At 44.1% G+C, this 22,962-nt stretch carries 21 protein-coding genes and 1 other annotated feature; of the genes, 18 read left to right on the top strand and 3 right to left on the bottom strand.

Annotated features, from left to right (window positions below; genetic code table 11):
* The first annotated feature begins 237 nt into the window (after positions 1–237).
* The 5 genes from abc-f to zapA all read left to right on the top strand — a co-directional run bounded on the left by abc-f (position 238) and on the right by zapA (position 9,041).
* Positions 238–2,091: a ribosomal protection-like ABC-F family protein gene (abc-f, locus tag AC3WJJ_RS14070; protein WP_492541502.1), complete on the top strand. Its 1,854-nt coding sequence runs from the start codon at positions 238–240 to the stop codon at positions 2,089–2,091.
* Between the two features lie 87 nt (positions 2,092–2,178).
* Complete coding sequence (locus AC3WJJ_RS14065) at positions 2,179–3,015, top strand: nucleotidyltransferase domain-containing protein (RefSeq protein ID WP_492541500.1); 837 nt, start codon at positions 2,179–2,181, stop codon at positions 3,013–3,015.
* A gap of 90 nt (positions 3,016–3,105) precedes the next feature.
* Positions 3,106–3,368: a binding site (T-box leader), on the top strand.
* Between the two features lie 74 nt (positions 3,369–3,442).
* On the top strand, positions 3,443–4,477 hold the full coding sequence (gene pheS, locus AC3WJJ_RS14060) for a phenylalanine--tRNA ligase subunit alpha (protein WP_422657991.1): 1,035 nt from the start codon (positions 3,443–3,445) through the stop codon (positions 4,475–4,477).
* Between the two features lie 29 nt (positions 4,478–4,506).
* Positions 4,507–6,957: a phenylalanine--tRNA ligase subunit beta gene (pheT, locus tag AC3WJJ_RS14055; RefSeq protein WP_492541498.1), complete on the top strand. Its 2,451-nt coding sequence runs from the start codon at positions 4,507–4,509 to the stop codon at positions 6,955–6,957.
* Positions 6,958–7,184: 227 nt separating this feature from the next.
* On the top strand, positions 7,185–9,041 hold the full coding sequence (zapA, locus tag AC3WJJ_RS14050) for a cell division protein ZapA (protein WP_492541496.1): 1,857 nt from the start codon (positions 7,185–7,187) through the stop codon (positions 9,039–9,041).
* A gap of 118 nt (positions 9,042–9,159) precedes the next feature.
* Here zapA and AC3WJJ_RS14045 read toward each other — a convergent pair whose 3' ends face one another.
* Complete coding sequence (locus tag AC3WJJ_RS14045) at positions 9,160–9,549, bottom strand: cupredoxin domain-containing protein (protein WP_492541494.1); 390 nt, start codon at positions 9,547–9,549, stop codon at positions 9,160–9,162.
* A 188-nt stretch (positions 9,550–9,737) separates the two neighbouring features.
* A complete protein-coding gene (locus AC3WJJ_RS14040; protein WP_422657987.1) occupies positions 9,738–10,091 on the bottom strand; it encodes a phage holin family protein in 354 nt (117 codons plus the stop codon).
* 163 nt (positions 10,092–10,254) lie between these two features.
* Between AC3WJJ_RS14040 and AC3WJJ_RS14035 the strand changes: the two genes are divergently transcribed.
* The 4 genes from AC3WJJ_RS14035 (at position 10,255) to AC3WJJ_RS14020 (ending at position 15,290) form a co-directional block, all read left to right on the top strand.
* Entirely contained in the window at positions 10,255–12,624 is a 2,370-nt protein-coding gene (locus tag AC3WJJ_RS14035) for an endonuclease MutS2 (RefSeq protein ID WP_492541492.1), read from the top strand.
* Positions 12,625–12,777: 153 nt separating this feature from the next.
* Positions 12,778–13,197 carry a DUF350 domain-containing protein gene (locus tag AC3WJJ_RS14030; protein WP_422657985.1) on the top strand — a complete coding sequence of 140 codons (420 nt, stop codon included), beginning with the start codon at positions 12,778–12,780 and terminating at the stop codon, positions 13,195–13,197.
* A gap of 161 nt (positions 13,198–13,358) precedes the next feature.
* The gene (locus AC3WJJ_RS14025; RefSeq protein WP_492541490.1) at positions 13,359–13,910 is read left to right on the top strand and encodes a hypothetical protein; all 552 of its coding nucleotides are present in this window, start codon (positions 13,359–13,361) and stop codon (positions 13,908–13,910) included.
* Positions 13,911–14,084: 174 nt separating this feature from the next.
* Positions 14,085–15,290 (top strand): MFS transporter, encoded by a 1,206-nt coding sequence (locus AC3WJJ_RS14020; RefSeq protein WP_492541489.1) that lies wholly within the window; start codon positions 14,085–14,087, stop codon positions 15,288–15,290.
* Between the two features lie 85 nt (positions 15,291–15,375).
* Here AC3WJJ_RS14020 and AC3WJJ_RS14015 read toward each other — a convergent pair whose 3' ends face one another.
* Positions 15,376–16,614, bottom strand: coding sequence for an NAD(P)/FAD-dependent oxidoreductase (locus AC3WJJ_RS14015; protein WP_492541487.1), 1,239 nt, complete (start codon positions 16,612–16,614; stop codon positions 15,376–15,378).
* Between the two features lie 149 nt (positions 16,615–16,763).
* On the opposite strand from AC3WJJ_RS14015, the gene AC3WJJ_RS14010 reads away from it, so the two are divergent.
* From AC3WJJ_RS14010 to AC3WJJ_RS13970, 9 genes are all read left to right on the top strand, one after another.
* A complete protein-coding gene (locus AC3WJJ_RS14010; protein WP_492541485.1) occupies positions 16,764–17,000 on the top strand; it encodes a hypothetical protein in 237 nt (78 codons plus the stop codon).
* Positions 17,001–17,023: 23 nt separating this feature from the next.
* Positions 17,024–17,407, top strand: coding sequence for a spore coat protein (locus AC3WJJ_RS14005; RefSeq protein ID WP_492541483.1), 384 nt, complete (start codon positions 17,024–17,026; stop codon positions 17,405–17,407).
* A 185-nt stretch (positions 17,408–17,592) separates the two neighbouring features.
* On the top strand, positions 17,593–18,093 hold the full coding sequence (locus tag AC3WJJ_RS14000) for an Lrp/AsnC family transcriptional regulator (protein ID WP_379249146.1): 501 nt from the start codon (positions 17,593–17,595) through the stop codon (positions 18,091–18,093).
* A gap of 13 nt (positions 18,094–18,106) precedes the next feature.
* Positions 18,107–19,312, top strand: a complete 1,206-nt coding sequence (locus AC3WJJ_RS13995; RefSeq protein WP_492541482.1) for an aminotransferase class I/II-fold pyridoxal phosphate-dependent enzyme — start codon at positions 18,107–18,109, stop codon at positions 19,310–19,312.
* Between the two features lie 118 nt (positions 19,313–19,430).
* Positions 19,431–19,691, top strand: coding sequence for an aspartyl-phosphate phosphatase Spo0E family protein (locus tag AC3WJJ_RS13990; protein ID WP_422657978.1), 261 nt, complete (start codon positions 19,431–19,433; stop codon positions 19,689–19,691).
* Positions 19,692–19,868: 177 nt separating this feature from the next.
* Positions 19,869–20,429, top strand: a complete 561-nt coding sequence (locus AC3WJJ_RS13985) for a cob(I)yrinic acid a,c-diamide adenosyltransferase (protein WP_492541480.1) — start codon at positions 19,869–19,871, stop codon at positions 20,427–20,429.
* A gap of 3 nt (positions 20,430–20,432) precedes the next feature.
* Entirely contained in the window at positions 20,433–21,407 is a 975-nt protein-coding gene (locus AC3WJJ_RS13980; RefSeq protein WP_492541478.1) for an RluA family pseudouridine synthase, read from the top strand.
* Positions 21,408–21,474: 67 nt separating this feature from the next.
* On the top strand, positions 21,475–21,840 hold the full coding sequence (locus AC3WJJ_RS13975; RefSeq protein WP_492541476.1) for an arsenate reductase family protein: 366 nt from the start codon (positions 21,475–21,477) through the stop codon (positions 21,838–21,840).
* A gap of 235 nt (positions 21,841–22,075) precedes the next feature.
* Entirely contained in the window at positions 22,076–22,924 is an 849-nt protein-coding gene (locus AC3WJJ_RS13970; protein ID WP_492542053.1) for a 5'-3' exonuclease, read from the top strand.
* Positions 22,925–22,962: the final 38 nt, after the last annotated feature.

Genomic DNA, 22,962 nt, shown 5'->3' with positions numbered 1-22,962 from the left:
GGAAGATTTGGTGTGTCTGAAAAAGATGATACGGTGACTTCGTATGAATCGATTGAGACTTGTTCTGGAATTTTTGCTTCTTTGATGTATCTAAGAAGCGGCTGTGTGTGGAATGAGCAGCCTTTGAAATATTCCCTAGAGCCTCATAATTATTTTCAGATATACAATTCCTATCATCCGCCGCAGACAGCCGTCTGCGGTTTTTTTGTGAGTTTTCACTTGGAAAGGATGAGGAATATGACGACTATATTAAAAGCATCAGATATAAGCATTGAAATGCAGGGAGTTCAGTTGTTCTCGAATGTCCAATTAGAGATTGCTGAGGGAGAGCGTGTAGCTCTCTTTGGTAGAAACGGTTCGGGTAAATCAACACTTTTGTCTATTTTGACGGGTGATCGCAATCCTAACACGGGGCATGTAGAGGTTAGAATTTCTCGCGATCGCTTCGGGTGGCTTAAGCAGCAGGACGAGTCGGAGGACAGTCTATCAGCCCTTCAAACGGTTCGGCGGGAGAGCAATGAACAGCTGTGGCGAATGAAGCATCAAATGGCTGAGCTGGAACAGTCTATGCAGCTTACAAGTCATGATGAAGGGGCAGAGCTGCTTGAGAAGTATGGGGATTTATTGGACCAATATGAAACAAGAAATGGTTTTCAGTGGGAAACTGAAGTGGAGAAGGCGATGGGTATGCTTGGGATCGGTCCCCAGCTATGGCATATTCCTTTCAAGGAATTGAGTGGAGGGCAAAAGACACGTACTCATTTAGCTTCCCTGCTCGTATCAGAGCCGCAGCTCCTTATCCTAGATGAACCAACGAATCATCTGGATAGTGAGAGTTTAATATGGCTTGAGCAGTGGCTTTTGGCTTACAAGGGGACGGTATTATTTGTCTCCCATGATCGTGAATTCATGGATAAGGTGGCTACAGCCACGTGTGAATTAACGTCCGAGGGATTGAAGCGATATAAGGGAGGATACTCTGCATATCGGCAAGAGAAAGAACGAGAATTACGAGAGCAGGAAGCGCTGAACCGGAAGCAGGAATTAGCCCGGAAGGCGCTTGAAGAGTCCATCCGCAGCTATCAGGAATGGTTTCATCAGGCACATAATTCAGCGAGTCATCAGAATGAAGTGAAAATTACAGCAAGTTTCTACAAGGCTAAAGCCAAAAAGAACATTTCTCGTTATCATGCCAAGCAAAAGGAACTCGAACGTCTTGATGCAGAGGCAGTGGATAAGCCGCGAAATGGTCCAAAACTGAACATGAAGTTGAGTGGGGAAGCCTTAGGCGCCCGTATGTTAATTCGTGTGGAAGATATGGGTTTTGGTTATGGTGATCAATTTTTATTCACTAAGCTTCAGTTTCAATTATCTCGTGGGGATCGATTGGCGATTCGAGGGCCGAACGGAAGTGGGAAGACAACGCTGCTTAAGCTACTAATGGGTGAGATTGAACCGAATCAAGGCAAGATCGTAAGGCATCCTGCCTTGAAAATTGGTTATTTCTCGCAGGAACTGAGCGGATTAAATGTTGATAGCACACTAATCGACAGTTTGTTGGTTCTACCGGATATGACTCAGAGCCGCGCAAGAACGCTTCTTGGTTGTTTTCTATTCAGCCGAGATGATGTGTTTAAGAAGATTGGTGATTTAAGCATGGGGGAGAAGTGCAGAGCTGCTTTTCTTAAACTGTATTTCAGTGGAGCCCATCTCTTAGTTCTTGACGAACCGACGAATTACCTTGATGTAGATACGAGAGAAGTGATTGAGCAGGTACTTGGAGATTATCCGGGCGCCATAGCGCTCGTATCCCATGACCGTTATCTGGTGCGTAAGCTTGCGAATCGTCTCCTTACATTAAATAAGGGAGAGCAAGCTGTATGGTTTGAGGGCAGTGTCGAAGAGGAAGAGGAGCAGAATTCCCGAGTTCATGTGATCAGAGGAGACAGCCAAAAAGAAAATCGGCGGATGGAGCTGGAGTTCAGAATTCAGGAGCTTCTGGAAAGGACACCGGATAGCGGTGATCAAGAAGCCCAGCAATTATCGGAAATTAGGGCGCTTCGACAGGAGCTGGAACAGCTGCGCGGTTAACGATACCTCGCACCATGCTCAGACTGAACCTGAGCATGGTGCCTAATATTCATTGAGCCTGAACCACTAGTTGAGGAGTTGATCCAAATGGTTGCAGATGAGATTGTGCAGCATGTCACAACCGCACTGAATGGCTTACCAGGTATCGTAGGGATTGTTCTGGGTGGATCAAGGGCCCGAGGAAATCACGGACCAACTTCTGATATCGATATTGGAATATATTACGACATGTCTTTAGGGTTTAATATTGAAGATATTAATCGTATCGCTTCCAAGCTGGATGATGAACAAAGAGAGGGCTTAGTTACATCGATCGGTGGATGGGGGCCTTGGGTGAATGCGGGAGGATGGGTAGTTGTACAGGGCTATCATGTGGACTTGATTCTTCGTGACATCAATCGAGTGTCGCAGGTGGTAGGCGATTGTATAACAGGCGAGGTTTCGACACATTATCATGCTGGTCATCCGCACGGTTTTCTGAATGTAATGTATATGGGTGAAATATCGATATGTAAAGTTTTATCTGACCCGAAGAGGCGGATAGCACAACTGAAATCCAAGACAACTCCCTATCCGGAAGCTTTGAAGAATGCGTTAATTGGATATTTCAGGTTTGAAGCCGCATTCTCTTTACAACATGCAATTAGCAATGTTTACAAAGATGATAGTTCGTATGTTGCAGGTTGTTGTTTCCGGACAATATCTTGTTTGAATCAAGTGTTATTTGCTAAGAATGAGCAATATTGTGTGAATGAGAAAAAAGCGGTGGCACTGGTAAATGACTTTCTTATTGCGCCGAAGGATTACAAGTCTAGAATTGATCAGGTTATGACTCTTCTCTCAGTACACGAAGAAAGCGCGCGTCAGGGTGTAGATATTCTTCGACAGCTTGTTCAAGAAACCGAGACGCTTATTGATCAATAATATGGCGCTTTATCAGGCGGCGAATTAGGCATATGAACTTGTCATGTTAGACATAATTGAATATAATATAGGCTATATAAGTTGAACAATATAAATGCGTTGATGGAGAAGAGTAGGCAGTGCCTCTTTACAGGGAGGAGACGTCAATGATTGAGAGCGTCTCTACAGAAACAGGCTGTTGAAGTTCGCTCCGGAGCAGTTCCTTGAACACAGCTCTTGCTGTCCAAGTAGGGGATATCGGCTTCCGACACGTTATGTCGGTTAAAGTGAGCATATTGCTTGATGACAATCGTTATTCGTGTCATTTAAAAGCAGGCTAACAAGGGTGGTACCACGGTCTTTTCGTCCCTTTCGGGAGAAAAGGCCTTTTTTTGTTGAGTTGAACTTGTATGTCTAATTGAGATTGTTGAAGGGGGCATGAAAGGCCATGAAAGAAAAATTGGAAGCACTAAAGCAGGAGGCACTGGCCCAACTGCAGGAGGTTACAGATCCGCAAGCTCTGAATGATCTGCGTGTTAAGTATTTGGGGAAGAAAGGTGCTCTGACCGAAATTCTGAGAGGGATGGGATCACTGAGTGCTGAAGAACGTCCTGTCATTGGACAGATCGGTAATGAAGTACGCGGAGCTATTGAATCCGTGATCACAAGTAAACAAGAGGACTTTCAGCGGAAGGAGACGGAAGAGCGTCTTCGTGCAGAGAAGGTTGACGTTACACTACCGGGACGCAAAATGACTCAAGGCTCTATTCACCCACTGAGTAGAGTGATTCAGGATATCGAGGATATCTTTATTGGTATGGGTTACCGTGTAGCTGAAGGACCAGAGGTAGAGACGGATTATTTTAACTTCGAAGCGCTCAACCTGCCGAAAAATCATCCGGCTCGTGATATGCAGGATTCCTTCTATTTAACGGATGATCTGCTCATGCGTACACAGACTTCGCCAGTTCAGGCGCGGACTATGCTTGATATGAAGGGGGAGACGCCGGTTAAGATCATCTGTCCGGGACGGGTATTCCGCCGTGATGACGATGATGCAACTCACTCTTTCCAGTTCCACCAGATTGAAGGACTTGTGATCGGTAGCAACATTCGTATGAGCGATTTAAAGGGTACATTGCTGCAATTTGTGCGTGAGATGTTCGGTGATAACACCCAAATCAGACTACGTCCGAGCTTTTTCCCATTCACAGAGCCAAGTGCGGAAGTTGATGTATCTTGTGTAAGATGCGGTGGCAGTGGCTGTCGTGTATGTAAACAAACAGGCTGGCTCGAAATTTTGGGCTGCGGTATGGTTCATCCGAAAGTGCTCGAGATGGGTGGGTATGATCCTGAGAAGTACAGCGGGTTTGCATTTGGTATGGGCGTAGAACGGATTGCAATGCTGAAATATGGCGTGGACGATATCCGTCATTTCTACAATAACGATATGTCATTCTTGAAGCAGTTTGCACGGATATAACTTTAAACAAAAGAAGGAAGTGAACGGTCATGAGAGTATCAACGGAATGGTTGTCTACGTATATTTCCCTGGAAGGTGTATCAGCTGAAGAGCTGGCAACCCGCATCACCTCAGCAGGTATCGAAATTGATGTCATTGAGGATCGCAATCAAGGCATCAATAAAGTGGTTGTCGGTTATGTGAAGAGTAAGGAGAAGCACCCTGATGCAGATAAACTAAACATTTGTATCGTGGATGCTGGTCAAGAAGAAGATCTACAGATCGTATGCGGCGCAAAGAATGTAGATGCAGGTCAGAAGGTACCTGTTGCCATGATCGGAGCAAAACTCCCGGGCGGGTTTGACATCAAGAAGGCGAAGTTGCGTGGTGTTCTTTCCCAGGGCATGATCTGCTCTGCAAAAGAATTGGGCATGAACGATAAGTTGTTGCCAAAAGATTTGCAGGAGGGAATATTGGTACTGCCTGCAGATACAGAAGTTGGAGAACCAATCACCAAGGTGCTTGGACTTGACGATAAAGTGCTTGAGTTAGACTTGACACCCAACCGTTCTGACTGTCTGAGTATGATTGGGGCAGCGTATGAAGTAAGTGCTATTTTGGGACGGGAGATTTCCCTTCCTAAACCAGATAAAGAATTAGTAGAAGTTAGTGATGCAGCGGGAAATCATGTGTCGGTTTCGATCGATGCCATTGAGCAATGCCCTCATTACACCGCTCGTTATATTACAGGTGTAAAAGTAGGAGCGTCTCCGCTCTGGATGCAGAATCGTTTAATGGCCGCAGGTGTTCGCCCAATCAACAATATTGTAGATATCACCAACTACGTTATGCTTGAATACGGGCAGCCGCTGCATGCATTTGATGCGGATCAACTGGCTGACGGAGCGGTACACATTCGGATGGCTAAAGAAGGCGAGACGATGACAACGCTTGATGGTCAAGAGAGACGCCTAGAGCCGCATATGCTTGTCATTACAGCAGGAGATAAGCCTGTTGCACTGGCTGGTGTCATGGGTGGTCTGGATTCCGAAGTGACAGATGGAACCGTTAATATTTTCCTTGAGTCGGCTAAATTCGATGGTGGAACGGTTCGGAAAACATCACGTCAGTTGGGTCTTCGTTCTGAAGCAAGCTCTCGCTTTGAGAAGGAAGTGGATGCGGCAATGGTCATCCCTGCACTGAATCGTGCGGCTGCTCTAATGGCGAAATATGCTGGAGGTAAGGTTCATCAAGGAATCGTGGAGGCTGGTGAAGAAGCTGCGAAGCCGAAAGTAATTGAACTTTCTCTTGAGAAACTGAACCGTTATCTTGGCACAGACTTGTCTCTGCTGGAAGTGAAAACAATCTTTGCTCGTCTTCATTTCGCTTGTGGAGATTTAGATACTGGCATGATTGAAGTTCAGGTCCCAACACGTCGTGGTGATATCCAATTCGATGTAGATATTATTGAGGAAATTGCTCGTTTGTACGGTTATGATAATATTCCGACAACAGCTATTGAAGGTCCTACAACGCCGGGGGCACTGACAAAGTCACAGGCTCTTCGCCGTGGTATCCGTCATCTTATGACACATGCAGGATGGCAGGAAGTGCTTGGATATTCATTCATTCATCCACAACAAGCAGAAGAATTCACGTCTCTTGGTGATGGAGGAAAAGCCGTGAAGCTGGCAATGCCTATGAGTGAGGATCGTGGTGTTCTTCGCACGAGTCTGATCCCTCAGCTACTTGATATTGCCGCTTACAATGCTAACCGCAAACATTCAGATCTTGCCCTATTCGAGATCGGTAACCTATTCCACACGCATGAAGATACACTGACGAAGCAGCCATTAGAAAGACCAGTACTTGGTTTGTTATTGACTGGCCGCCTTGGAAACAAGCAGTGGAATGTACAGCCTGAGAAGGTTGATTTCTTCGATCTGAAGGGTGCGCTTGAAACGGTGTTTGATGTACTTGGTATGGATAGCGAGAAAATCACTTATGAGGCTGATCAACCTGACGGTTTCCATCCTGGGCGTTCCGCATCCGTATATGTACAAGACGGTGAGAAAAAAATAAAGCTGGGTACACTTGGTCAGCTTCATCCGCAGATTCAGCAGGATAAGGATCTTGAGGATACGTATGTAGCTGAAATTCTGCTTGATCCTCTTTATCTTCTTGCAAACAATCGTGTACAGTATCGCGATCTTCCGCGTTTCCCTGCAATGGAGCGTGATTTAGCAATCGTGGTTAATGAGACGGTTGAAGCTGGATCTCTGATTCGGGTTATTCGTGAGAATGCAGGAGAACTTCTGCAAAATGTACAAGTGTTTGATGTCTTTACTGGAAGTAAGCTAGGTGAGGGTAAGAAGAGTGTAGCTATTTCATTAACGTATCGTCATCAGGATCGGACGCTTACGGATGAAGAAGTTGCAGCTGCCAATGAAAAAGCTGTTCAAGCACTTGAGCAAAGTTTTGGAGCAGAATTGAGAAAATAGAAGGAATTGGGGAAAGCCGCATCGAATACACATTCGATGCGGTTTTTTAGGTATTCAGAATAACGTTATGGTCAGGGGAGCAGACTTCCTGATCGATCATATACAGGAAAATTACGGTCGAGCGTTCATGAAGTTCGTCTAGAGGGCCTTTCTCATATATAATGTAGAAAGAAGCACGATCGTAAAGACATCATAGAATCAACACACAATTGAAGGAGGGCACAACTGTGACTACACCAGATCGTACACGTGTTACCGTAGAAATCTACGGAACTTCCTATAAACTAGTAGGCAGCAGCGGCGAATATATGAAACAGGTAGCCAATTATGTCGATGATCGTATGCGAACGATTTCAAAGGCTCATAACCGCTTAGATACACCGCGGATAGCTGTACTTGCAGCTGTACATATGGCTGAAGAAGCTGTTCAAATGCAGCAGTTCCAGAACGAGGTTAAGCTATTAACCGCCGAACGAAGTGAACTTCGCTCTGAGTTGGCGCGTATTCAAGCACTTCAAACAGAACAGCAAGAATCTTATCAAGAGAAGAAACAAGAGCTTGAGACGAAGTTGAAAGAGCAGACAACTCTTGCTACTGAGCTTGGCGAATTAAAAACGAATCTGACCGCTGAAGTGGAGCGCAGCAAGGAGCTCTTGCATAAAGAATCGGAGCAAGTAGCTAAGATTCAGAAAGAGAAGCAGGAGTTAGAGCAGCGGCTTGCTCAGCACACATCTGATTTTGAGCAGCGTCATAAGCAGGAAATCGAGGATTTGAAACGTCAGCATGAAGGGCAAATCCAGCAGCTACAGAAGAATCACAAGCAAAAGACAGAACAGCTGGAGCAGAATTATAAGCAAAAGACAGACCAACTGGAGCAGAATCATAAACGGGCTTCTCAGCAGTCGGAGCAGAAGCAGAGTCAGGTAGTTCAGCAGTTGGAACAGAATTACAAGCAGTCCGCTGCACAGCAGGAGCAGCAGCACAAAACGACGGTCCAAGCTCTGGAGAAAAAGATTGCAGATTTGCAGAGTACGGGGAACAGTCTGCAGACTCGCCTGACTGGAACGGAGAAAGAGCTTGCCGCGTTAAAGGGAGAGACATCCAAATTAAAAGACACGCTTCAGCAGACAAGACAGCAGCTTGATAACACGACTAAGGAACTGAGGACGTCTAAAGCGAATGTCTTGCAGCTTACAGAAGAGCGCGAGCGGCTTACACAGGAAGCGGTGAAGTCAGAAGAAGAGCGCCGTCGCTTGCAGAAGCTTGTTGTAGATGCGAATCAGACTTCCCGCAAGTTGCATGATGATATTCAGCGTCTTAATGATGAAGTGAAGTCATGGAGTACACTTGCTGAACAACGCAAAGATGAAATTGGAGATCTTGAAATGCGTATGGTAGAGGCACTTGAGATTTCAGAGACACTAGAAGAAGGTATGAAGGATCTTCAAGAAGAACTGAATGTACTCAAGGATGAAGCCAAAGAGAATAAAGGTAGACAGCAATCGTTGGAGGCAGAGAGACGTGAGCTTCAACTCAAAGTTGAAGAGCTTGAGAAAGTTAGCCAAGAAGCTGTAGCTCGGGATGAAGAGACTCGTAAGCTATACGTGATGCTTGAAGAAGAGTATGATACAGTTTCGAATCAGCTCGCGGAGCTGCGCAAGGTATCAGCTCAGCGTGATAACCGGGAACAAGAACAAGGCGAGCTGTTAAAGTTAGCAGAAGAAGAGATGGAAGAATGGCGAGGTAAATATGAAACTCTCGTTGCAGAACGGGAGAAGTGGGAGCAGATGGAAGGCAATTTGAAAGATGAGATGGACTCCTGGCGCCAGGAAATCGCTGCGTCTCGTCAGACCTGTGAGCAGCTTGAAGATGAGAAGAACAGTGCATCAGAGCAACTGTCTCAGCTCGGTGAGCAGTATGAAATGGTTATGCATCAGTATCGATTGCTTCAAGCAGAACGTGAAATCCAGCTTGAGAAGTCGGATAAGCTGCAGGAGGAGCATAAGAAGCTTCAAGAAGAGTATGCCAAGCTACAGGTTGAATATAATGAATGGATTGAATTAATAGAACAAGATCACCGTTAATCGTGAGGAAATCCTTTTTTTGTAACACAGAAAACCTCCAGGTTCACAAGTGACTTTTCCCTTGTATTCCTGGAGGTTATTGTTATGTCTTTAAGACCATGTGATTGATGCTAGATCCTTATTCTTCAATGATCAATTTGGAGATCATTTTGGTATGACCTGTACCACACATAACGGAGCATGAAATATCGAATTCGCCCGTTTTGTCTGGTGTTACAACTGCTGTGTTATTCTTGCTATCGAGTTTTAAATTGAGTGCTGGGATTAATACCCCATGGCTACCCTGTTCGTTTTTGTATGTGATTTTGACAGGCACGCCTTTTTTCAGTGTGTATGTCTCTTGATCAAAATGATAGTTGGAGCCAGTAATCGTTAGTTCCGCTTCAGGTGCAACTCCAGTGTCGGTTACGCCAGTCCCATTCGAAGGCGCCGCGTCTTTATCTCCACCGCAGGCCGCCAAAACAAAGAGCAACATACAGGATGCGATTAATGCAAGTATTTTTCTCATAACATTCTCTCCCAACTATTAATATTTTGTGTCATATCTTATATATGATAACTCAAATAAATGGGTTGTGAGTAGGAATGAATATGTATAATTGGTGAATATTACAGGTGCTATTTTGTGTGTTGTGATGCATGAATAAGCCCCTGTTCATGCGACAGGGGCCTTTCTTAGTGTGGATGAAGAAAGTATTACTTGGCTCGGGTTTTATCAAAAGGAGCTGCGAGAGGGATGAACAGGTCGATGATACCGATAACGAGTGCGGCGAGTAGGGATCCTAGAACCGTTACTCTAACATCGGTAACAATAAACTGGGCCAGATAAATAACAAGTGCACTGACCAGAAATCCCACGATTCCACGTCCGAAAGGTGTTACTCGCGTTCCAAAGACGCTTTCAATAATCCAACCCAAACCGGCAATAACCAAAGCGAGTAATAGCGCGCTTCCGAATCCGCCAACACTGAACTGAGGCACGATCCACCCGACTAGCATAAGAACGAGCGCGGAAACGATAAATCGAACAACATGCCCGAGAAACTGCATTGGTTGCACCTCCTTATAAACTGCAATTGACCGCAAATTTAGTGTGTTCAGTTGTACATGGAGTTATGTCTGGAAGGATTTATCGCTAAGGAGCTTGAAAAATGGCGAAAATTGAAGGTGTCGGCTATAATAAAGGCATTGATTGAGAGGAGTTGTGAACTTCTTGGATGACAAGATTTTGCATACGTTGGAATATCGAAAAGTTTTAAATACATTGTCACAGTACACACAGACTTCCATGGGTACAAAAGCTGCAGAAGAACTAAAACCGTCCGTTCAACTGGAAGATGTGAAACAGCTGCTTGCAGCGACTGATCAAGCATATACCGTTGATCGTCTGAAGGGAAGTCCATCCTTCAGCGGAATAACGGATGTTAACGATTCATTGAAGCGTGCTCGAATTGGCGGGACGCTAAATCCTCATGAATTGCTATCCGTTGCGAATACAATTATGGGTTCACGTCGGTTAAAACGTTTTATAGCACAGATTCATGAGGATGAACCTGTTGAAATTTTATATAACCTTAGTGATCTGATCTCAGAGCAGAAGCCGCTGGAAGATGCGATCAAAGCTTGCATTGATGAGAGCGCAGAAGTTATGGATTCCGCAAGTAGTGAGCTTGCTCAAATCCGTAGAGAACTAAGGAATGGTGAAGTGCGTATTCGAGAAAAACTCGATGGTATGATCCGCTCACAGTCGGTTGCTAAAATGCTCCAGGATCAGCTCATAACGATTCGTGGTGACCGGTTTGTTATTCCCGTAAAAGCAGAATACCGTTCTTATTTCGGTGGAATTGTTCATGATCAGTCTGGTTCTGGGGCGACATTGTTCATCGAACCGGAATCGATTGTTGCTATGAATAATAAGCTGCGTGAAACACGTATGAAAGAAGAACGTGAGATCGAGATTATTTTGCAAAAGTTAACTGCTCTTGTAGGTGATCAAGCGGATTTGTTAACCATTGACATCGATATTACAGGCCAACTGGATTTTATTTTTGCTAAAGCACGTCTTGCTCATGTCATGAAAGCCTCTTTGCCGCGGATGAATGATCGCGGTTACTTAAAGCTTAAAAAAGGTCGCCATCCACTTATACCTATAGAGCAAGTTGTGCCAACAGATGTCGAATTGGGTAACTCCTACACCTCTATTATTGTTACGGGTCCGAATACCGGAGGAAAGACGGTTACACTGAAAACGATTGGTTTACTAAATCTGATGGCCATGTCTGGAATGTTCATTCCTGCAGAAGAAGGAAGTCAGATGTGCGTGTTTGACGCGATTTACGCAGACATCGGTGATGAACAGAGTATCGAACAAAGCCTAAGCACCTTCTCTAGTCACATGACGAATATCATTCGTATCTTGAAGAACATGACGCCAAAAAGTCTCGTACTTCTAGATGAAGTTGGTGCGGGAACGGACCCAGCAGAAGGCTCTGCGCTTGCTATTGCGATTTTGGAGCATATTCACCGTATGGAATGCCGCATGATTGCAACCACTCACTATTCCGAACTTAAAGCTTATGCTTACGAACGTAAAGGTGTAATTAATGCAAGCATGGAGTTTGATATTAATACGCTTAGTCCGACCTACCGGTTGTTGATCGGGGTTCCGGGACGAAGCAATGCTTTTGCTATTGCAGAACGTCTTGGACTTCCAGGGATGATCCTTGATTATGCGCGTGGTGAAGTGAAGGAAGAGGATCAGCGTGTTGAACACATGATTGCCTCCCTTGAGGAGAACCGTCATGCGGCCGAAACAGAGCGTGGGAAGGCTGAGGTTCTTCGGAAAGAAATGGAGGAACTTCGAAGTCGTCATGAACAGGAGCTTGCCAAGCTTGAAGAGCAGCGTGATAAGCTGGTTGATAAAGCTCGTGAGGATGCGAAGAAGATTGTGGACAAGGCCAGAAGTGAGGCTGAAGAGATTATTACGGATCTGCGAAAACTTGCTCAAGAAGAAGGCGCTTCAGTTAAAGAGCATAAGCTTATTGCTGCCCGTAAACGTCTGGATGAGGCAGAACCAGAGCAGAAGCGTAAAGCTACTGGACAACGTAATAATAAGGCTAAGAGATCCATTGAGCCTGGTGATGAAGTCATGGTATATAGCTTGAACCAGAAGGGCCATGTTGTAGAGATGGCTGGTGCCAAAGAAGCACTTGTTCAGCTTGGTATCATGAAGATGAAGGTGTCTCTGGATGATCTGGAGCTTGTATCTGCTGCAGCATCAGCGAACAAATCACAAGGTCAACGTCACGTGACGACGATTAAGCGTACCCGGGATGCGAACATTCGTAAGGAGCTAGATCTTCGAGGTGCAAATCTTGAAGAGGCGCTTATTGAAGTAGACCGTTTTATGGATGAGGCATTTTTGGGGAACTTAGGTCAGGTTTCTATTATCCATGGTAAAGGAACGGGGATTTTAAGAACAGGTATTCAAGATTATTTACGTAAACATAAACATGTAAAAAGCTATCGTCTAGGAAATTACGGCGAAGGTGGTACAGGAGTTACGATTGCGGAACTGAAATAGACGCAAATAAATTGGGAACCGACGGTTCGTCTAACTCGTATACAACTAAGCGGGCATTTTGTGGAAATGTTAAATGCTTAAACATCTGCATTACGACAAGATGGACTGCTAAAGCATTAGCGGTCCATCAACTTCGGGGAGGAACGCGGGGGAATGACGGAGAGTATCGATCAGTTGCTAGCTCACCCTGTAGGTGTGCTTGTCGGCTATTTCTCGGTTGCAATTTTAGCGTTAATTGTATATTTATCTTGCTTTGAACTGGTTACGAAATACAATTGTTGGGAAGAAATTCGTAAGGGGAACGTTGCCGCAGCGATGGCTACGGGCGGTAAAATATTCGGTATATGCAATGTTATGCGCTACACCATTGAAGCCCATACAACGGTCTATGATATGATGAAATGGTCTTTCTTAGGCTTCGTTCTGCTGCTTGCGGCATATTTGCTGCTCGAATTCTTAACGCCTGTGTTCTCTATTGATGAAGAGATTGGTAAGGATAATCGAGCTGTAGGCTTGATTGTATTGATCATCACTACATCGTTATCTTTTATAATAGGCGCGAGCATAATATGAGTCGCTTCAACTTGAATGGAGGAATCATTTTATGAAATATTTACCGCGAGTATTGTTTGCGGCAGCCCTGATCTTTTTCATGGCGGGCATAGTATACTTGATGTGGAATTAATGCGGGTTATGAGAAATAACCCTTTGTATAATGAAAGGATGAATGATTGATGGAACCGACCATATGTCCATGGTGTCAGACTGAAATCGTATGGGATGAAGAGATTGGCCCTGAAGAGAACTGTCCTCACTGTGATAATGAGTTAAAGGGATATCGTACGCTTAGCGTTGCACTTGATGATGCTGATGATGAGATGGAACCTCAGGAAGAACTGGAAGATTCCTTTGATGATTATGATGATGAAGGAATACTGAATAAGCCATTTTGGGGAGCTGAAGAAGGAACAGTTCCAGCAATTCGAACAATCGACAAGTATGGTGAAGCTCATGATCTGATGGCATACGAGGAAGCGGTGGAACAAGTTCTTGACCATCAGGATGAGACGCCTGAATGCTTCCACTGTCGTGAATACATGATGCTTGCTGGAACCCAGCGTGTGAATGAGGAAGGGTTTCATCCTGCCGTACTGCCGATTACAGGTGCGTTGTTAAAGCCACCGTTCGACATGAATGTATATATTTGTTCAGGTTGCTTCCAAGTGCAATATAGTCTTGCTGAAGATGATCGCTTGCGATTAATTGAGGGATTGACTAAGAAATAACAATAATTAATTATATAGAACGAAAGGGCAGCCCTATGGCTGTCCTTTTTTATGTTGTATCTTTTTTTATGAAAGTTCATTTGGTTTTTATCAAGAAATGTTATGATCCTTCCTATTCTAGGGCAAGTTACTGAAAGTGTAACAATAGATTTCTGCCGAAGGGACGGGATGCATATGAAACAACCTAGGGACCGCCAAGCCGTGCTTTTGCTCACGGTAAACGGTTTGTTTGTATTGGCAAGTGCGCTATCCGGAACTTTTCTAAATATATATTTATGGAAGAGCAGACAAGATTACCTGATGATCGCATGGTTTACGGTGGCACAGCAAATTGCACTGGGACTGACCTTCTGGATTGCGGGCAAGTGGGTAAAGGAAGGAAACAAGATGAATGCGCTCCGGCTTGGCATCGCCGTGGCGGGATTATTTTATCTATGTATTCTTGGTGCTGGACAGAACGCAGTTTATTATATTTGGCCACTTGGCTTAATGCTTGGCATATCTCTTGGGCTATTCTGGATCGCATTTAACGTCGTTTATTTTGAAGTGACGGATCCAGGTAATCGCGACTGGTTTAATGGTTGGGTAGGGCTGCTGGGATCCATGACTGGGATTATTGGCCCGTGGTTATCAGGACTGCTCATTACACTGATGCATGGTGATCAAGGATATCGATTTATTTTTAGCGTGTCGATGGTTATCTTTGCAGGGACTGTAGTACTTAGTTTTTTCCTGAAGAAGAGAGAAGTTAACGGTAAGTATGAATGGATGGAAGGAATTCGAAGGCTAAAGGAAACGGATGGAGCATGGCGCTCTACGATGTGCGGTTTGGTAATGCAGGGCATACGAGAGGGCGTGTTCTCATTTCTCATCATTCTTCTCGTCTTTAGTGCTACGAATCGGGAATCAAAACTGGGACAGTTTATGCTCATCACTTCAGCAGTTTCACTGGTTAGTTACTGGGCTGCTGGAAAATGGTCTAAACCAGCGTATCGAAGCACAGGTATGCTCATAGGGGCTGTTATGATGCTGCTTGTTATACTACCACTATTGTGGGAAGTGAACTACATGACTTTATTAATTCTGGGTACAGGTACTTCATTGTTTATTCCACTATTCACGCTGCCAGCCATCTCAATCAGCTTTGATCTAATTGGAGCGAGCCAGAGAAATGCAGAGAAAAGAGTGGAGCTTGTTGTGGTTAGAGAAATCAGTCTCATGTTTGGTAGAATAATTGGCCTGATCGTCTTTTTACTTGTATTGTCTATACGGCAAGATCCGGTTACCATCACATTATTATTGCTCGTGCTAGGGGCTTCACCCATTGGAACATGGTTGTTCATGCGAAAAATGATGAAAGAGCGGCAGACAACCGCATGAATAAAAGCTGTTATAGGAGATTTAGAGAAAGCCACTTGAGGTTTATGCTCAAGTGGCTTTACATGTTTGTTGTATAGCGTATCAATTAGCTTGAAGCTGAGACGTTCGTCTTGAGGGGACGAGTGAAGGAGAACCAGCTCAGTACATCGGGTTCTTTGCCGGTTACGGCCTCTGCGAGCAAGTCAGCAGCAATCATGCTATAGACCGTACCATTCCCACCGTAGCCCTCAATGAAATAGCTATGGGGATATTTAGGATGACGACCAATCATGGGCGCTCCATCCTTACTCGTGCCGAATACGCCTGCCCAGGCGTGGGAGATGGAGATATTGCCTAGGGTAGGGAAAAGATCTTGAACTTTTTTCAGAAGCTTCTGTCCGTTCTCTGTGATTTTTTCTTGGGATAGTCCCTTATCTGTCAGCGGCTCATCTAGTCCACCCACAACGATTCGGTTGTCTAATGTTGTTCTCATGTATAGATACGGGCGCTTGGTTTCCCAGACTAGAGCGCGTTCGTACCAAGAAGACAAATCCTCAACAGGCTGCGTCATAATTGCATACGTACTATCGAGGTTAGCCAATCGATCGGGTTTCCACTCTTGTGCGGCATATCCTGCTGCCCAGATGATCGTTTTCGCCTTAACACTGCCTGATTTGGTCTTAACGGTGACATCATTCTCCGAATAATCGACATGCTCTACTTCGCTGTGTTCATACACTTTGAGTCCTTGTTTGACCGCATCATAAATTAGGGCCTGGACCATTTTATATGGGTTAACCTCTGCATCTCTAGGTGTGTATAGTGCAGCTGATTTTGAAAAAGGGAACAATGACTTTATGCGATCACGATCCCAATATTCAACTTGAAACCCGTGACGAGAAAGGTTGTCGAATTCTGTACGAATTTTACCCGCATCCTTATCATCAGAGGCGTAATAAAGACTGCTGCGGCGTCTGAATTCAGCATCGAATGAAAGATTGCTTGCGATTTGTGACAGACGTTCGACAGCATTCTCGCACAACTTGTAAAAACCGACCCCTTTTTGTTCCCCAAACGTTTGGATTAACTGTGTTAACATATCATCATTCATATACTGCAGCAGCCCCGTATTAGCTGAGCTGCTACCGCTCCCAATCTCTTCTTGTTCAAGCAGAATCGTATCGGTTCCTTGCTTGGACAGCACATAGGAGGTTATTGCTCCGCTCATGCCACCACCAATGATCACCACATCACAAGATTGGTTATCCTCTAGTCTGGAGTGCTTTAAATTGTATTCATTTGTATCTAAACCGCGCCAAGGGGCGTTTCCCTCTCTTAACTTCATATTTGACACTCTCCTCATCCTTATTTATGTGTTCGAAAAATTCTAATCTCAGTATGAGCAATGCTCAGGTATTTATTGCGTGTCATAGAAAAGAACGATAAAGGCATACTACATATGTGCACCTAATATGGAAGGGGGACAATATCAACATGCCATCTAGTAACCAAATGCAGCCTCTAACTTCGAAAGAACTTGATTACATTGTGGACTGTATTTCTAATGAGAGCTCACTAGCTAAACACTGTGCTGCAACGGCAGCATCCATCCAAAATCCGTCTGTTCAACAGGCACTTATGGGTTTTGTGCAAAAGCATGAAAACCACATGGACACACTAATTCAAGCCCTTCAAAGTCATCAAGCGATTGCACCTACTCAAGCTCATTAAGAAACAATAAAGGAGGAAATCAAATGCCATCTCCAAGCGGGGGTTCCTTTTTGCCAGAAGAGGATTTGCTGAACACGATCCTGAATGAACTGAAGCGATCTGTGAAAGAGTACACAACAGCAACGACGGAATCGGCATGTCCGGAAGTCCGGAACATGTTCAGCAATCTGACAGCCGATACACTCAAAATGCAAGGGGATATGTACCAGCTGATTGAGCAGCAAAAGCAGTATGCAGCTCCTATTCCGCATGCCATGAAGAATGAATTGGATAAACAACTACAAGAGGCGCAGAAGACTAGTCAACAGACACGACAACTGATTAGCCAAAAGACTTCTGGGCTTGCTGTAACATCGCATCAGGCGAATGTAAATCAGCATCCAACTAATGTACGACCTTCTCATTAGTATTTAACCTTTGCTATATAACTTAAAGCATAAAGAAACCGACCGTCTTGAGGCATCTGCCGAAAGAGTGGTCGGTTTTTTCTTTGCACAGATCGCCCGAGATATTGTAATATAAGTATTAATCTCTTTACAGGGAAGTCGTTATATGTTCGAGCTTTCCTGAAATAAACGCTGGAGGACTACAAATGGAAGAGCTAAGCGAATTGAAATTGAAAGTGCTTGACTTGCTGAAAGAAGATGCGAGAAGATCTCCGGCTCTGTTGTCTACTTTGCTCGGCGTGAAGGAAGAGGAAGTAAAGTCTGCTATTACGGAGCTTGAAGATGATCATGTTATCGTAAAATATGCGACTATCGTTAACTGGGGTAAGGTGGAGGAAGAAAAAGTCACCGCTCTTATTGAAGTGCAGATTACACCAGAACGAGGGAGAGGCTTTGAAGGTATTGCAGAGCGTATCTACTTATTTCCTCAAGTAAAATCCGTATATCTGATGTCGGGGGCATATGATCTGCTTGTGGAGGTGGAAGGCCGCAATTTGAGAGAGGTCGCGAACTTCGTATCTGAGAAGTTATCTCCTATCGACTCCGTATTGTCGACCAAAACAAACTTTATTCTAAAAAAATATAAACAAGACGGGATTATCTATGAAGAACGTCAAGAAGACAATCGTCTCCTGATCTCGCCGTAAAGGAAGAGTGTGTATGATTGTGAAAGAAGATCATCTTACAGAAAACAATAGAAAGCCGATGGAATCCTACTTGGCGCCATCGGTTCGTGACATTAAACCATCTGGTATCCGTAAATTTTTTGACTTAGTGAGCGGTAATAAGGATATTATTACACTTGGTGTTGGCGAACCTGACTTTGTCACACCTTGGCATGTTCGTGAAGCATGTGTATATTCACTGGAACGCGGATTTACAGGTTATACCTCGAATGCAGGTATGCCGGAGTTACGTGAAGCAATTTCTCGCTACTTAGAAAGTAGCTTCCACGTTTCTTATGATCCACAGCATGAAATTTTGGCGACAGTTGGTGGAAGTGAAGCGATTGACTTGGCGCTTCGGGCACTTATAACACCAGGGGACGAGATCCTTATTCCTGAGCCATGTTATATCTCGTATTCTCCGATTACTGCGATCGGTGGAGGGATTCCTGTTGGAATCGAAACGACAGCTGATAATCATTTCAAACTGACGGCCGAGGCACTTGAAGCAAAGATTACGCCGAAATCTAAAATATTGATATTGTGTTATCCTAGCAATCCGACTGGAACCACAATGACTTACGAAGATTGGTTACCTATTGCTAAGGTTGTAGAGAAGCATGATTTGATCGTCATTTCCGACGAAATTTATGCAGAGCTGACTTACGATGGCAAGCATGTAAGCTTCCCTTCAATTCCTGGCATGAAGGACAGAACGATATTAGTAAGTGGTTTTTCGAAGGCTTTTGCAATGACAGGTTGGAGAATGGGATATGCTTGCGCACATCCTGATTTAATAGCTGCCATGCTGAAAATTCACCAATATACAGTGATGTGTGCCCCTGTTATGGGTCAGGTTGCTGCACTTGAAGCCCTTACGAACGGAATGGAAGAGAAGGACCGTATGATTGAGTCCTATAACCAGCGCCGTAGACTTATTGTCCAAGGGCTGTGTGATATCGGGCTAGACTGCCATGAACCACAAGGCGCATTTTATGCATTCCCAAGTATCAAAAGAACAGGATTATCTTCAGAAGAATTCGCGCAGCGGCTTCTTACCGAGGCGAAGGTCGCGGCTGTTCCAGGTACAGCGTTTGGGCTTAATGGAGAAGGATTTATCCGGTGCTCTTATGCTACATCTATCTCTCAATTAAATGAAGCGCTGGAACGAATGGGGAAATTTGTCGAGAAATTGACATAAGAAGCAGATAGTTGTTTCATTTCCTTGAATTAACAAAAGTTTTACTTTTCATTACAAATATCTATGTTATAATTTTATTTTGGAAGCATTATTTCACTATTCCAAGGAGGGGTTGCCATTGTATTGTGATTACGAATTGTCGCCATACCGCGGTGATTTTATTGCCGAAGGCCAAGATCATAGTAAGTGGTCAATGAAATCAGCGGAATCCACTCCTCAAAATATATCCTTGGAAGAAGAAATCCACTTGCTTCGCCGTAAAATGGAACAGATATTTTTACAAGAACAATCGTTTACCTCAGAGGTTGTTATTGAGATTAGCAGTCTACTAGACTTAAAGATCAATGAATATATGAAGACATATCCTAAGAAGAAATAAGGATGATAAATAACAGAAAGAGTTGTCCCATGAGTAGATTTTCTACGGTGAGACAGCTCTTTCTTTTGTCATTCAACCAAAAAATTCATCTGTACATCAAGTTATGGTATAGTGAAACTTAATCAAAAAGGAAGTTAGGAATGCTATCATAAAACGGTGTTTATGGAGGAATAAAGGATGAAAGTATATACAAAAACCGGAGATAAAGGTGAGACGTCAATCATTGGAGGACGTGTACCTAAAGATGATCCACGTATTGAAGCTTATGGAACGATTGATGAGTTGAATAGTTTTGTGGGGCAGGCTGTATTTTTGGCACAAGAAAGTGGGTTTAATGAGCTGTATGAGCAGCTGATTCAGATCCAACACGAGCTGTTCGATTGTGGTTCAGACCTTGCGTATGCCAAGCACAACGAAGACAAGTACAAAGTAAATGCTCAACTAGTTGAGCAACTGGAAGCGTGGTTGGATGCTTTTGAGGAAGAGAACCCGAAGCTGGAAAGGTTTATTTTGCCTGGAGGCAGTGCTTTGTCTTCAACGCTTCATGTATGCCGTACCGTATGCCGTCGTGCAGAACGATTAACAGTTACGCTAGCACGTTCAACGGAGATTAATCCAGAGGTGAGAAGCTATCTGAATCGTCTATCCGATTATTTCTTTGTGACGGCACGTACGGCTAATGTAAGAGCGGGTGTGCCCGATATGGAATATGTGCGAAGCGGAAAGGTGTTTAGGTAGTATATGGAGTTGTATTATCCGCCTATATCCTACAGAGTACCTGAGATCGATGATGGCGTCTTATTGAAGACGGTGTTACAAAAACGGATGGGCGTATCTCGCAAGCTTTTATCCCGGTTAAAAATGACTGAACAAGGGATTATGCTCAATGGAATAAGGGTATATATCAGCGTGAAAGTCAGTGCCGGAGATCTGGTCGAAATCCGCATGGAACAAGAGCGGTCAGATGATATTTTGCCGCAGCCCATGGATTTGGATATTTTATATGAAGATGAGTTTTTACTTGTGGTCAACAAAGCTCCGGGCACAATCGTGCACCCAACGCATGGTCATTATACGAATACCCTAGCGAATGGTGTTGTTCATTATTGGCAGGAGCAGGGCTTGAATTATCGTTTTAGGGCGATACATCGTCTGGATCAAGACACATCAGGAGTACTGGCTATTGCCAAGAATCCTTACATTCATCAGCATATTTCAGAGCAAATGATCGCTGGAACGGTAGATAAGAGGTACGTGGCATTGGTTCATGGTGTACCGAATCCAGATGCTGGAGATATCGATGGTCCTATTGATCGAGATCCTTTAGAGCCACATCGTCGTATGGTTACACCGAACGGTTATTCTTCCTTAACTCGTTACAAGGTAAGGGAGCCCTACAACGGCAAGGCTGCTCTTGTAGAACTAAAGCTGGAGACGGGACGCACCCATCAAATTCGTGTTCATATGAGTAGTATTTCGCATCCATTAATCGGAGATAAGATGTATCGACATCCTTTATACGAGAGAGAATCTGTGGATGATTTGGATAAGGGAGAATTGGCAATAATTCGCCTTGATGAAAGCATTAATCGACAGGCACTGCATGCAGAGTCGTTAACCTTTGTTCACCCTATTGTTTCGGAGAATATGACCTTTAGTGCTCCGATTCCCGAGGATATGTTACAGCTAGTGGAGCACCTGAAGGAAGACAACTAGCATACTAACGAATCTTATGTGTTCAAGAATGGAATGCATAGACACAGAAGAAGGAGAGAGTACATCGATGAGTCAACTAACGGTATATCAATATCCCAAATGCGGCACATGCAGAAATGCTGTGAAATGGCTGCAGAATGAAGGACATGATCTAACGCTTCGTCATATCAAAGATGAGCCGCCTACACCGGAAGAACTGTCTTTTTTGTTTGAGAAAAGTGGTCTTGAGTTGAAGAAATTCTTTAACACAAGTGGAGAAGTATACAAGCAAATGGGTTTGAAAGATAAACTGAAAGACCTGTCGGTTGAGGAACAAATTAAGTTATTATCCTCGAATGGAATGCTAATCAAGCGTCCAATTGTATCAGATGGAGAGCATGTAACGGTGGGGTTCAAAGAAGAAATGTTCGAGAACGCTTGGAAGCTTTCATAATAACGGCATATTAGCTCGGAGACGGATAAGGTCTTCGAGCTTTTTAGCATGTAGATGATTACTAGTATTACTAACCAAATAATATATAATTCGGCTGAATCTATCATTAAGGTAGTTATGATATAATGACAAAGGTGTAGAAATTATGATATAACAAGATTTTGAACATATATGCAAGGGGAGATTTAACACAGTGAATACAGAGAAACAACCGTCCCTACTGCTCGTTGATGGTATGGCCTTATTGTTTAGGGCATATTATGCTACAGCTACAAGCGGATATATCCGCCGCACGAAGACGGGAATTCCAACGAACGCTATTTATGGATTTCTCCGTTACCTATGGGATGCCATTGATACATTTCAACCTACTCATGTCGCATGCTGCTGGGATATGCCAGCCAAAACATTCCGCAGTGAGCAATTTGCAGCATATAAAGGTAATCGACCTGAAGCACCGGAGGATTTAATTCCTCAGTTCTCTCTCATTCGTGAGGTAACCGAATGTCTCGGTATTCCTAACCTTGGTGTTGAGGGCTTTGAAGCAGACGACTGTATTGGAACACTCGCTTGCCGATACGGTAAAGATATGAATGTGATGATCCTGTCTGGTGATCATGATCTGCTTCAGCTTGTGGATGAGCGAACCTCTGTCATCATCATGAAAAAGGGCCACGGCAATTATATGGTCTACACGCCTGAGACACTTTATCAAGAGAAGGGGCTTCTTCCCCGTCAAGTGATTGATGTGAAAGGTCTCATGGGCGATACCAGCGATAACTATCCTGGTGTGCGCGGCATTGGCGAGAAGACAGCAATGAAGCTTATACAAGAATATGAGACCATTGAAGGTATTCTTGAAAATATGGATTCCCTCACCAAAAGTGTTCGTAGTAAAATTGAAGCGGATCTTGAGATGCTCCATCTGTCTCGCTCTTTAGCTGCAATTCATTGTGAAGTGCCTGTAGACTGTGATTTGGATCTATGTCTTCTGGAAATTGACCATGATCGCATTGCATCCAAGCTTGAGGAACTTGAAATGAAGAGTTTAAGTCATCTGATGGGCGTGGTGACGGTTCCTTGATGAGAACTCAGGTGGTTAGAGCAAACGTGGCGAATGAT

It is taken from the genome of Paenibacillus sp. FW507-14B1B (assembly GCF_058781425.1).
Note: the sequence above shows the minus strand (reverse complement) of the source record. Positions and strands in the feature narration are given on the sequence as shown.

Excerpts from the sequence above, each read along its gene's own strand:
- abc-f (WP_492541502.1), top strand. The coding sequence starts at position 238 with ATGACGACTATATTAAAAGCATCAGATATAAGCATTGAAATGCAGGGA.
- AC3WJJ_RS14065 (WP_492541500.1), top strand. The coding sequence starts at position 2,179 with ATGGTTGCAGATGAGATTGTGCAGCATGTCACAACCGCACTGAATGGC.
- pheS (WP_422657991.1), top strand. The coding sequence starts at position 3,443 with ATGAAAGAAAAATTGGAAGCACTAAAGCAGGAGGCACTGGCCCAACTG.
- pheT (WP_492541498.1), top strand. The coding sequence starts at position 4,507 with ATGAGAGTATCAACGGAATGGTTGTCTACGTATATTTCCCTGGAAGGT.
- AC3WJJ_RS14045 (WP_492541494.1), bottom strand. The coding sequence starts at position 9,549 with ATGAGAAAAATACTTGCATTAATCGCATCCTGTATGTTGCTCTTTGTT.
- AC3WJJ_RS14040 (WP_422657987.1), bottom strand. The coding sequence starts at position 10,091 with ATGCAGTTTCTCGGGCATGTTGTTCGATTTATCGTTTCCGCGCTCGTT.
- AC3WJJ_RS14030 (WP_422657985.1), top strand. The coding sequence starts at position 12,778 with ATGACGGAGAGTATCGATCAGTTGCTAGCTCACCCTGTAGGTGTGCTT.
- AC3WJJ_RS14025 (WP_492541490.1), top strand. The coding sequence starts at position 13,359 with ATGGAACCGACCATATGTCCATGGTGTCAGACTGAAATCGTATGGGAT.
- AC3WJJ_RS14020 (WP_492541489.1), top strand. The coding sequence starts at position 14,085 with ATGAAACAACCTAGGGACCGCCAAGCCGTGCTTTTGCTCACGGTAAAC.
- AC3WJJ_RS14015 (WP_492541487.1), bottom strand. The coding sequence starts at position 16,614 with ATGAAGTTAAGAGAGGGAAACGCCCCTTGGCGCGGTTTAGATACAAAT.
- AC3WJJ_RS14010 (WP_492541485.1), top strand. The coding sequence starts at position 16,764 with ATGCCATCTAGTAACCAAATGCAGCCTCTAACTTCGAAAGAACTTGAT.
- AC3WJJ_RS14005 (WP_492541483.1), top strand. The coding sequence starts at position 17,024 with ATGCCATCTCCAAGCGGGGGTTCCTTTTTGCCAGAAGAGGATTTGCTG.
- AC3WJJ_RS14000 (WP_379249146.1), top strand. The coding sequence starts at position 17,593 with ATGGAAGAGCTAAGCGAATTGAAATTGAAAGTGCTTGACTTGCTGAAA.
- AC3WJJ_RS13995 (WP_492541482.1), top strand. The coding sequence starts at position 18,107 with ATGATTGTGAAAGAAGATCATCTTACAGAAAACAATAGAAAGCCGATG.
- AC3WJJ_RS13985 (WP_492541480.1), top strand. The coding sequence starts at position 19,869 with ATGAAAGTATATACAAAAACCGGAGATAAAGGTGAGACGTCAATCATT.
- AC3WJJ_RS13980 (WP_492541478.1), top strand. The coding sequence starts at position 20,433 with ATGGAGTTGTATTATCCGCCTATATCCTACAGAGTACCTGAGATCGAT.
- AC3WJJ_RS13975 (WP_492541476.1), top strand. The coding sequence starts at position 21,475 with ATGAGTCAACTAACGGTATATCAATATCCCAAATGCGGCACATGCAGA.
- AC3WJJ_RS13970 (WP_492542053.1), top strand. The coding sequence starts at position 22,076 with ATGGCCTTATTGTTTAGGGCATATTATGCTACAGCTACAAGCGGATAT.